This window comes from Streptomyces sp. NPDC046862 (assembly GCF_040704615.1).
Taxonomy (GTDB): domain Bacteria; phylum Actinomycetota; class Actinomycetes; order Streptomycetales; family Streptomycetaceae; genus Streptomyces.
This window is the reverse complement of sequence record NZ_JBEYXP010000051.1, coordinates 18,936-29,256: the sequence shown is the minus strand read 5'-3', so window position 1 is coordinate 29,256 and position 10,321 is coordinate 18,936. Positions and strand designations below refer to the sequence as shown.

At 68.7% G+C, this 10,321-nt stretch carries 9 protein-coding genes; 8 read left to right on the top strand and 1 reads right to left on the bottom strand.

Annotated features, from left to right (window positions below; genetic code table 11):
* Nucleotides 1–66 precede the first annotated feature (66 nt).
* Both AB0959_RS40610 and AB0959_RS40605 read left to right on the top strand, forming a co-directional pair.
* Entirely contained in the window at nucleotides 67–1,548 is a 1,482-nt protein-coding gene (locus tag AB0959_RS40610) for a hypothetical protein (protein WP_366831834.1), read from the top strand.
* 493 nt (nucleotides 1,549–2,041) lie between these two features.
* Complete coding sequence (locus AB0959_RS40605; RefSeq protein ID WP_366831833.1) at nucleotides 2,042–2,986, top strand: DUF5655 domain-containing protein; 945 nt, start codon at nucleotides 2,042–2,044, stop codon at nucleotides 2,984–2,986.
* A 94-nt stretch (nucleotides 2,987–3,080) separates the two neighbouring features.
* Here AB0959_RS40605 and AB0959_RS40600 read toward each other — a convergent pair whose 3' ends face one another.
* A complete protein-coding gene (locus AB0959_RS40600) occupies nucleotides 3,081–3,842 on the bottom strand; it encodes a site-specific DNA-methyltransferase (RefSeq protein ID WP_366831832.1) in 762 nt (253 codons plus the stop codon).
* A gap of 582 nt (nucleotides 3,843–4,424) precedes the next feature.
* Between AB0959_RS40600 and AB0959_RS40595 the strand changes: the two genes are divergently transcribed.
* The 6 genes from AB0959_RS40595 to AB0959_RS40570 all read left to right on the top strand — a co-directional run bounded on the left by AB0959_RS40595 (nucleotide 4,425) and on the right by AB0959_RS40570 (nucleotide 10,297).
* The gene (locus tag AB0959_RS40595; RefSeq protein WP_366831885.1) at nucleotides 4,425–5,552 is read left to right on the top strand and encodes a C40 family peptidase; all 1,128 of its coding nucleotides are present in this window, start codon (nucleotides 4,425–4,427) and stop codon (nucleotides 5,550–5,552) included.
* A 246-nt stretch (nucleotides 5,553–5,798) separates the two neighbouring features.
* A complete protein-coding gene (locus AB0959_RS40590) occupies nucleotides 5,799–6,107 on the top strand; it encodes a DUF6112 family protein (protein ID WP_366831831.1) in 309 nt (102 codons plus the stop codon).
* Nucleotides 6,107–6,805 carry a hypothetical protein gene (locus tag AB0959_RS40585; RefSeq protein ID WP_366831830.1) on the top strand — a complete coding sequence of 233 codons (699 nt, stop codon included), beginning with the start codon at nucleotides 6,107–6,109 and terminating at the stop codon, nucleotides 6,803–6,805. The genes AB0959_RS40590 and AB0959_RS40585 overlap by 1 nt, the downstream gene beginning before the upstream one ends.
* A 61-nt stretch (nucleotides 6,806–6,866) precedes the next feature.
* Nucleotides 6,867–8,231 carry an ATP-binding protein gene (locus AB0959_RS40580; RefSeq protein WP_366831884.1) on the top strand — a complete coding sequence of 455 codons (1,365 nt, stop codon included), beginning with the start codon at nucleotides 6,867–6,869 and terminating at the stop codon, nucleotides 8,229–8,231.
* A 90-nt stretch (nucleotides 8,232–8,321) separates the two neighbouring features.
* Nucleotides 8,322–9,791 (top strand): SCO6880 family protein, encoded by a 1,470-nt coding sequence (locus AB0959_RS40575; RefSeq protein ID WP_366831829.1) that lies wholly within the window; start codon nucleotides 8,322–8,324, stop codon nucleotides 9,789–9,791.
* Between the two features lie 44 nt (nucleotides 9,792–9,835).
* A complete protein-coding gene (locus tag AB0959_RS40570) occupies nucleotides 9,836–10,297 on the top strand; it encodes a DUF6238 family protein (protein WP_366831827.1) in 462 nt (153 codons plus the stop codon).
* The last annotated feature ends 24 nt before the right edge of the window (nucleotides 10,298–10,321 follow it).

Sequence of the window (10,321 nt, the reverse complement as noted above, 5' to 3'; positions counted from 1 at the left end):
GGCCTCGGTCACGGGCATTTAGCCGAAATACCGCATTCCAGCAGCCGCATCCAACAGGGGAGAAGCATGTCGCGCAGCACGTCCGGAGAGCGCACGGCGCAGCGGGAAGAGTGGTTCCGTGATATCCAAGAGGGGCTGCTGTGGCACGTGAGGGATGTCCCGGCCCTGGGCAAGGACCGCCTGCGCGACGACCTCGGCGAGCCCAGGCTCATCGGCTCCATGCTGGTCGCGCGGGTCGCCGTCCAGCTCGCCCGAGGCGAAAACACATCGAACATCCGTGGAATGCTCGCCGCCAGCCCGCTATTCGCGGCGCCCAGCCCTGATACCGAAGAACTCACCAAACTCATCGGCAAGATCCAGTTCGGGTTCGAGCACGACGGACTGGCCAACACCGTTGTGGTACTCGACGGCCTGGGCCTGCTCCCCTGGAGTCCGGAGAGCACCTACACGCTGCTGATCGAATACTGGGCTGCCCAGCGGGGCCGCGCTGTGCCTCGTTCGCGTGTGGAACGGGAGCTGAGCGAACTGTGGGACACAGCGGACTCACGTGTCCTCGCGGCGCACTCCTCGCTGCCCGCCTTTCCGCTGGAGGGGTACCCCGACCTGTGGGAGAGGCTGAAGGCCGAGCCGGACTTCCGGGTCGGCAATGCCGGAGCTATGACGCTGACCCAACGTGGTGGCGGCGACCAGGCCTGGGAGCGCTGGATGTCCACCCGCCCCTGGAGCACTCTCAAGGCTCGCCACTTGGTGAGCCTTGGTGGCGATCTCGTACGCTGCCAAGCCGCGCAGCGCGCTCTGGGCCGTCTCCTCGATCAGGCTCCGTCAGGCGATGAGTTCCGCGGAGTTCTCGTGCGGACCGCGGAGATCATCCAGGAGCAGCTGGAACGCATCGCGCTGGCCGTGGAGGGCATGAGCGCCATCGAGTACGAGCTGCTGCGCGAGCGCAGCAAGGACGAGCACTTCCAGGACGGCTGCCTCGCCACCTTCCAGAAGCATCTGCTGAAGCGGTACCAGATCTTCTCCCCCTTCGTTGAGCACGAAACAACACACGGCACATGGGGCCCGCTCCCCTGGTGGTCGATCGCCCTTCACGACGAACGCGAACGGCGGGCGGCGGCGGAGCTACTTGTCCGCGGCGGCATGCAGTTGGGCATCATCGCCAAAACCCACGACGCTGACGAACTCGTCATCACCTGCCAGGAGCCGGGGCTCGGGCCGTCGGGGCTCGCCGCCCGCCTCCGCTTCGACCTCCGCGACGCCGTGCACGCCTGCGAGCTGCTACTTCTTGCCCGCCGACAGTCCGTGGCTGTGGACTTCCTCACGGAGCACATCGACGAGTGGAACGATCGCGAAGTAAACCTCGTCGGCACTCTGGATATCGCAATAGGCGGCGACATCGGTGCGGCGCTCGCCGACATCGCGACGCGTGCCCTGCGCCGTCTCATGCCAGGTGCGTCTGGACCAGCTCTTTACCATGACGCGGTCCCGGCGCTTGAGCGACTCCTGAAGTCGTCACGGCTCCCCGAGATCTGCCGCCACCCGAGGTAGCGGCAGACCCGCTGGTCGGGCGCGCCTGGCCAGTAGTGCCTACATTTGCGGGAGGCCCAGTGTTTTCCGAGCGTCGGGTTGGATACGCATTCGCGCAGTGTGGTGACGTGCGCGATCGACACAGTAACCGGGGAGTTGATTTGCTGTCTGCTCCCGCCGCAGCATGCTGATGTGCTCGGGTGGATCAGTTGCCTGCCCGGTCCAGCGGCAGTGGCCTACGAAGCCGGGTCGACCGAGTCCGATCTGGCTCGGGATAGCTGCGAGGTACTCGCGCCCTCGAGGCTGCCTTGATCGCGAGCACCGTAACCCGTCCGGCGCTTACCAGAACCGGACAAACTTAACGCCGCTGATCGTCCTCCCCTAACGATCCGAGGCATCCACGTTGGCCGAGCAGCGAAACCCCTCAGCCAGGCATCATGCGAAGGGATCCATCGGAATACCCGCAGGCTGGTTTCGATTGCTCCTCCTGTAGCGATCAGGGAGGGGGACGCTGGTGACCGACCTGAAGCTGTTCCGGCTGGATGCCGACGGCCGGGACGTCGAGCTGCGCGGCTCCACGGTGACGCTCGAGGTGGAGCTACAGCGGAGAGTCGAGGCAGGCATGGAGGCCATGCTCGGCATCCGCTTCGTGGCGTCGGAGTACCCGACGGGGCCTTGGCACCGGGGCCGGATCGACTCGCTCGGTCTGGACGAGAACGGCACACCTGCGCTGATCGAGTACAAGAGAGGCGCCGACAGCGGTGTCCTGTCTCAGGCTGTCTCCTACCTGTCGTGGTTGGACTCCGCGCGTCACGAGTTCGTGGCACTGGTCAAGGAGAAGCTGGGCTCCGAGGCCGCCGAGTCGATCGACTGGCGGAACCCTCGTATGGTCTGCATCGCCGCTTGCTTCTCGCACCACGACCGAGTCGCAGTGCACCGTCTGCGTGAGCGGGTCGACTTGGTGCGCTACCGCGTCTTCGAGGGTGGGCTGCTGAGCCTGCAGCTGATCGAGTCCACGCCCGGATCCACGAGACAGGTCTCGGACCGTCGCCAGAGCCGCGAGCGGGAGGTCACGGCTGGTGCCGTCGGCAAGGACGGGAAGACGTCCGCTCAGGCAACTGCTACCGCGGGGGCGATTCCCGGTTGCCTGCAGGACCTGTACGCCGAGCTTGACGAGGCCCTCACCGCCTGGGACGAGGTCGAGGTGGCTCAGCTTCGGCACTACATCGCCTACCGCCGGATGGTGAACGTCGCCTCCGTCATCTTCCGTCCGAAGCACGAGGCGATCCTGGTCTATCTCAAGGTCGACCCGGACAGAGTGGAGTTGGAGGAGGGGTTCTCACGGGACATGCGCGGAATCGGTCACCTCGGCACGGGTGACCTGGAGGTCCGGATCGCCTCTGCCGCTGACCTGGAGAAGGCGGGACCGCTGATCCGGCGGGCGTTCGAGGCGACCTGACACAAGAGAATGGGCGGCTGGTACATCGGGGCCCGATGTACCAGCCGCCCATTCCGCCTGCGGCCCGTCAGCCCTGGCTCGGTCGCTCTCCTGCTCATTCCTCTGGTCCCGCGAGAACGAAGTCCTCACGGGTGCGAGTCTGTTGCATCGCCTGCAACAGTCGCTGTTCGGCGATGTCCGCATAATGGTCGGACAATTCGATTCCGACAAACTGTCGCCCCTCGCGCAGCGCCGCGACGCCTGTGGAGCCGGATCCGGCGAAGGGGTCCAGGACAGTGCCGCCCGGCGGGCATATCTTGACCAGTTCCTGCATCACCTCGACGGGCTTCTGCGTGATGTGCACCCGGTCCCTCCTCGGCTGGCTCGCGGTGTAGAGACCGGGCAGGTAGACGGGGTTGCGGTCGGCATCGACCGGGCCCTTGGTGCCCCAGACGATGTACTCGCATGACTGCTTCAGGCGGCCCTTCTGTGGGCGGGAGACGGGCTTGTGCCAAGAGGCGATGCCGCGCCAGGTCCATCCGGCGGCCTGAAGAGAGTCCGTCGTCGTTGGCAGCTGCCGCCAGTCGGTGAAGACCAGTGCGGCGCCGGACTCGACGGTGGCCCGGTACGCCTCGGTGAGCAGCAGGCTCAGCCAGAAGCCGTACGAGCGTTGGTCGCGGTTCTCACCGGGAAAGTTGGCCAACTGATGCTCGGCGTCGGCGGAGGTGTACTTCGAGCGGGCGGTGCGGCTGGTGCGCTCGGCACTGGTGCGTCCGCCACTGTTATACGGCGGGTCGGTGATCACGGCGTCGACGCTGTCGTTGCCGAGGCCGGCGAGCACGGTCAGTGCGTCGCCTCGGTGGAGGGTGTACGGCATTCGGGAGCTCTCCCTTTCCGGGGATTCGGTGTGGGGCGCGTTTCCTCTCAGGACTCGCGCCACAGCGGCTCCGGGCGGCATAGGCAGCAGCCGTTCGGGGCGGTTGGTGGGCGCGAGGGTAGCGGCCAATTCCGGCCGCACCCAATGACCCCGTAGCCCGTCTGTCGCGCGGCAATAGACCGGATCGAGGGGTTGTTTGGTACGGCCGGAAATCGCGTCTATTGTCTCGCCGTGTTCGCAGGAGGGAGCCCGCCTCCACACCTGCTGACCTGTGTTGTTCTGTGCTGTCCCGCCCAACAGGACAGCCTCGGCACCGCAGTTAAGGCGTGTTGTCGACGAGCGAGGGGACCCATTTCCGATGTGCTGCCTGAGATTACGAGCGCGGCTGGCTGCCGCGCCTCGATGACATCACCGGCTTCCGGGAGTTAGCAGCCGGATACCGGATACCTCTCGCCCTTGGGGGCGTTCGGATTCACCCCGGCGCGGCGTCGGCGACCTTTTCCACGAGAGGCCGGCGCCGCGCCACCACAGTAAGGAGCTGCGAATGCAGCATGCCCAGAAACTCCTCTTCCGGCGGTGGCGGTGAAGGCGACCGGCGCCGTCGTGGGCCTGGTCGCCACCGGTCCCCTGATACTGGCCGCCCCGCTGGTCGTCGTAGCCGCCAAGGATGCGGCGGCCTGCACCGCCAGCAGTGCACAGGCTGTGGACAGTGCGGCCGTTGCGCGGCAGGTGGAGGCAATTCTCAATGACGATAAGGGCGATTCGGTCTCGATCGCGGGTCTGAGCGATCCGGCAGAGCAGATACCGAACGCGAAGACCATCGTCGCCACGGGCGTCGCGCTCAGGGTGCCAACGCGCGGACAGGTGATCGCCCTGGCGACCGCACTGCAGGAGTCCGGCCTGCGGAACCTGTCGTACGGGGACCGGGATTCACTCGGGCTCTTCCAGCAGCGTCCGTCGCAAGGCTGGGGAACGGCCGAGCAGATCCAGGATCCCGTGTACGCGGCGACGCAGTTCTACACACACCTCCTGAACATCGACGGGTGGCAGCAGCTGACGGTCACGCAGGCTGCGCAGGAGGTCCAGCGCTCAGCGTACAAGGACGCGTACGCCAAGTGGGAGGATCTCACCACCGCCTTGCAGTCGGCGATCGCGAAGACCCTGGGCTCCGCGGATGACGCTGGTAAATCGACCGCTACTCTGACCCCTGCCGCTGGTTCCGCTGGCTGCGCGGCCGAGGGCGGGGAGGATGGTGCTGACTTCGGCACGATTCCCGCCGGGGCGCTGCCGGAGGGGTACGAGATTCCCACTGGCGCGCCTGCCAAGGTGCGGACTGCGATCCGGTGGGCGCTCGGCCAGCTCGGCACTCCGTACCAGTGGGGTGGCTCGTGCACGGACTCGCACGGACCGGACCCGATGGGGCGCTGTGACTGCTCGTCGCTGATGCAGCGCTCGTACGCCGCCGCCGGCGTGACTCTCTCCCGCACGACCTACACCCAGGTCAAGGAGGGTAAGGCCGTCTCCCCGGGTGCGGTGAAGCCAGGTGATCTGCTGTTCACCGAGGGCGCCGCCGCAGCCCCCGATCACGTGGGGATGTACATCGGCTCCGGGCTGATCGTGCACGCGCCGCGTACCGGTGACGTGGTCCGGATCACGACGCTCGCGGCGTGGAAGTCCCAGGTACTGGCGGTGCGCCGCATCGTCGCCTGAGCGCGCGGACCCCGGCCTCCCCCTTCTCTCCGGCGCTCTGCCGGCCGTCATTCCCCCATTCGAAGGACCCCTCTGTGAAGCGAACGCCTCACCACTGCGGCCTGCATGGTCCTCAAGTGGTTCCCCGGTTCTCCGCCATGGCTCCGGGGCCGTAGCTCCCCGGTTCCGAGGCCGTCGCCTCAATCTCCCCTCCCCCTCTGCCCTGTCCGGGTATTTCCGTATGCCCATTTTCGAACTGGAGTTCCCGTGAACCTTGCCGACCACCTCCGTTATCTGGCTTATGACCCGGGTGTAACGCCGAAGGAGGGCGGCTTGCCGGGCCTGTCGGTCCTGAAGGAGGTCATCTCCTCGATCAACCTATTCGGCATCATCGCTGTCGTCGGTGCTCTGGCCGTCTCCGCTGTGGTATGGGCCTGGGGCCACCACTCCGGCTCGCACCAGGCCGAGGCCAACGGCAAGAAGGGCGCCACGGTCGCCGCCGGCTGCGCGCTGCTACTCGGCGCGGCGAACGGGATCGTCGCCTTCTTCTCCGCGCTCGGCTCGCAGGTCCACTGATGCCGGCGAATCGATCTGCAACGCACGCCCGCCCGGGCAGTGCGTCAGGAGCACGCGGCCGGGTCCTGGCCGGGCTTGCGGTCCTGGCCGTCCTCACTGCGGTCGCGGGGCTGATCGCGTACCTCACCCGAGATGGCCACACGGTGGCCCAGCCCTCCGCCCCGAGCGCGACCGGCTCGGCGGCAGCAACGGCCAGCGCTGCTCCCTCCCCGTCAGCCTCCGTGCCCGTCGGCAAGGGCTCGGTGGCCGAGCCGCCGAAGACGACCGACCCGGTCGTCTTCGGTAAGGCGTTCGCCAAGGCCCTGTGGTCCTACGACACCCGCACGCTGTCACAGCCGCAGCAGCTGGCTGGGCTGAAGGCGTGGATGACCGGCGAGAAGAAGTACGCCGACTGGGCGTCAGTCAGCGCCCAGCTGCCCACGAAGGATCTGTGGAAGCAGCTGCGGACGAACGGCCAGTACGCCACCGCCCGCATCAGCGAGGGCCACATTCCCGCCGCGTTCACGGCCGCTCTCAACGAGGACCCGGGCGCGATCACCACCGCGTACGTCTACGCGGTCACCGTCACCGGCACCCAGGCCATCGCCTGGGACGGCGGCGGAGCTGGTGCCGAGTCCCGCTCGATCACGCTCGCTGTCCAGTGCCGCCCCCACAAGCAGTGCGCGCTGTCCGGCATCGCTCCGGGCGTCAGCCCCTGACCCCGCTCGAGAAAGAAAGGAGGCGTCTGCCATGGCCGTAAACGTCTGCGACTGGCCGCTGATGTCCAGCGTCTGCGACAGCGTCACCAGCGGGGTCGGCGATGCCATCACCGACGGAATCGGCGCTTGGATCGCCAAGTCGACCGGCGAGCTCGCCGCTTCGGCGGCCGACCTCGCCGCCGAAGCCGTCAACGCCACCACCGCGGTGAACCTGAATGCGACTTGGTTCCGCGACAACTACGAGCTACTGCTACCGATCGGGCTGATCCTCACCGTCGGCACGTTCTGCCTGGCTCTGATCCGGGCCGCCTGGCGCCGCGACTCGGAGTCACTGTTCGACGCGCTGAAGGGCACGATCATCGGCGTCTTCTTCGCCTTCACCGCGATCGCCTTCACCACCGTCGCCCTGACCGTCGTCGACGCTCTGTCGGACGGCCTGTTCACGCTCGCCAAGAGCAGCATCTCCGACGCGGTACGCCGAGTCGTCCTCGTCAGCCAGTTCGGGCAGCTGGGCCAACTCGGTTGGCTGGTCCAGGCCCTGGTCGCCCTCGGCGCCGCCATCGGCGCGTTCATGTACTGGGGCGTGATGGTCTTCCGCAAGGTCGGCATCCTGATCCTGGTCACGCTGGCCGTGTTCGCCGGCGCCGGGGGCGGCTGGGAGGTGGCCAGGCGCTGGCGGCGCGGCTGGATCGAGGCCACCGCCACGCTCGTCGTCTCGAAGCTGCTGATGACGATCGTGTTCCTGACCGGCGTCTCGGCCATGGGCAAGGCGGATGCGAAGGACGGGCTGTCCGCCCTGTCGGACGCGATGGCCGGCATCGTCGTGCTCGCCTTGGTGATGCTCACCCCGTACACCACGTACAAGTTCGTGCACTGGGCCGCCGACGGCGGAGGTGGCGAGGACCTGCACCGCTCCGGCGCCTCCGGGATGGTCACCGCCGCCCGCGGGGCCAAGACCGCCGGGCAACTCGCGGTCCAGGCCGGCACCGGCACACCCGCTCCCCAGGGCCCGGCGACCGTACCGGGCATGGGCTCGGGCGGGGTCGCCTCCGGAATCGATCCCACCGGCGGCAACAGCAACACCGGTACGCCGAAGCAGGTCCGGTTCCGCTACGGCGAGGACCCCAACGCCACCGGCGACAAGGGCACTCCGCTCATCAAGCGCCCGCCGACCGACGGCGACCGGGGCCAGCCGCTGATCCGGCGCCCCGGACAGCAGGCCTCAGCGAACGCCCCAGCATCGTCAGGCTCCGCGGCAGCCGAGGCACCTGCGGGCCCGCAACCTCAGGGGTCTACGACTGTGCTACGGCCTCCGGCCGCGTCCGGAGGGGCGGCCTCGTCCGGCACCGGTCCCGCTCCGCAGGGCTCGGAGACGCCGCAGCAATGGGTCTATCCCAACCCGCCGCAGGGCGGATCGCGCTCCTAGCCCTGGCGGACACGGGGCGGGCCGTCCCGATTGCGGCGGCCCGCCCCTCCTTCCCCCTGTCTCTGCATCTCGTTTCAAGGACGGCTTCGCATGCTCTCCGACACCTCACTGGCCGAGGCCACAGCCACGGTCAAGTTCCCGCACCGCTCCCGGCGCGGCGTGCTGCTCGGCCTGACTGCCGCCCAGCTCCTCGTCGTGGCTGCCACCGGCCTGCTGCTGCTCGCGGTGCTGCTCACCGCCGGCGTCGCCGGAGCACTCAAGCTCATACCGGTGTGGGCGATGATCGCGGTCGCGGTCTTCGCCCGGCACCACGGCCGCTCGCTCGCCGACTGGTCCCCCATCGTGCTCCGGTACGCCCTGCGCCGCGCCCGGGGCCAGTTGCTCTGGCTCGCCCGGCCCTCTACCCGGCCGCGCCGTGAGGGCCTGCTGCACCTGCCCGGCACCGCCGCCTCGCTGCGCGTGGTCACCTCCCCCGACCGCCGCTTCGGCGCCGTCCACGACCCGCATCAGCAGACATTGACCGCGGTCGTGAAGATCTCCAGCCGTGCCTTCGCCCTCCTCGATCCGGCCACCCAGAACGCCAACGTCGCCGGATGGGGCCGAGCCCTCGCCGCGCTGGCCCGCACCGGGCACATCGCCCGCATCCAGGTCCTGGAGCGCACCGTCCCCGACTCCGGCGACGCGCTCAACCGCTACTGGGAGGACCACGGCCGTCCCGACACGCACCTCGCCGGCCCCGTCTACGCCGATCTGCTGGCCGCCGCCGGACCCGCTGCCGCACCGCACGAGGCGTACGTCGCCCTGGCCCTGGACCTCAAAGCCGCGCGCCGACTGATCAACCAGGCCGGAGGAGGACTCACCGGTGCCTTCGCGGTCCTGTCCCAGCTGACGGCAACCTTCGATCAGGCAGCCCGCAACGCCGGACTCACCCCCGCCAGCTGGCTCACCGGCAGCGAGATCGCTGCCGTGGTGCGCACCGCGTACGATCTCGCTGCGTCCGCGGCGCTCGACCGCTGGTCGACCTCCGGGCGCCCGCAGGCCGAATCGGCCGCCGCCGGCCCGGTGGTGCTGGTGGAGAGGGCCGACCGGATCCAGACCGACACCGCTCATCACGCGGTGTTCTGGATCGAGAACTGGCCCCGGATCGAGACCAGCCCGGGGTTCCTGCACCAGCTGCTGTTCGCGTCCGGCGTGCGCCGCACCTTGTCCCTGACCTACGCGCCCAAGGGCCTCGATGCCGCGCTGAGGGATGTCCAGCGCAAGAAGGCCACCGTGATCGCGGATGCGGCCGAGCGGCAGCGCAAGGGCCAGGTCGACTCCGAGGAGGACTCGGTCGAGTACGCCGACATCAAGGCGCGTGAGCGGCAGCTGATCGCAGGCCACGCCGATGTCGCTCTGACCGGTCTGCTCACGGTCTCCGCCGAAAGCGACGAACAGCTCAACGCAGCCTGCGCCGCGATCGAGACCGCCGCTGTCGCCGCGCTGGTCGATCTGCGCCGTCTGACCTGGCAGCAGGCCGAAGCCTTCACCAATGCGGCCCTCCCTCTCGCCCGCCCGTAGTGCCGTTCCTCCTGCTCACCCGCACTTCGCCGAAGGGCATCGCCATGCTGACCCCGCAGCCGCCGCTGCCCGACCTCTCTCCGGACTTCGTGCCGTTCGCCACCGCCGCGCTCGACTTCCACCGCAGCATCAACGTCCCCGCCGGAACGGTCGCGGCCAGCCGGGCCGAGTTGGACTCCCTACACGCCCATCTGATCTCCCTGCACGGACTGTTGGACGCCCACACCACCCGCACCGTCGTGGTCGCCGAGGCCGAGGGCGACCACCTGCGCGCCGTACGCACCCGACTGTGGCAGGCCGCCGCGCACCTACACGCCGCCTACCACGCAGCACCTCACCCCGCCACGGGCCAACCGCGCAGCCCGGAGGCGTGTCGCGCGGGTCTTCCCGAGGGTGCCCCGGAGCTGTCGATCTGCCAGCGGCATCTCGCCACCGCCGCCCGGGTCCGTCGCCAGACCACCCCGGCCGAGCTGCACGACCCGTTCACCGGCCTCATCCGCCACTGACCACCGCCCGAGGAGTTCTCGCCC

Bases quoted from the DNA above. Each gene is read 5' to 3' on its own strand.
- AB0959_RS40610 (WP_366831834.1), top strand. From the start codon at position 67: ATGTCGCGCAGCACGTCCGGAGAGCGCACGGCGCAGCGGGAAGAGTGG.
- AB0959_RS40600 (WP_366831832.1), bottom strand. From the start codon at position 3,842: ATGCCGTACACCCTCCACCGAGGCGACGCACTGACCGTGCTCGCCGGC.
- AB0959_RS40585 (WP_366831830.1), top strand. From the start codon at position 6,107: ATGCCGGCGAATCGATCTGCAACGCACGCCCGCCCGGGCAGTGCGTCA.
- AB0959_RS40580 (WP_366831884.1), top strand. From the start codon at position 6,867: ATGTCCAGCGTCTGCGACAGCGTCACCAGCGGGGTCGGCGATGCCATC.
- AB0959_RS40575 (WP_366831829.1), top strand. From the start codon at position 8,322: ATGCTCTCCGACACCTCACTGGCCGAGGCCACAGCCACGGTCAAGTTC.
- AB0959_RS40570 (WP_366831827.1), top strand. From the start codon at position 9,836: ATGCTGACCCCGCAGCCGCCGCTGCCCGACCTCTCTCCGGACTTCGTG.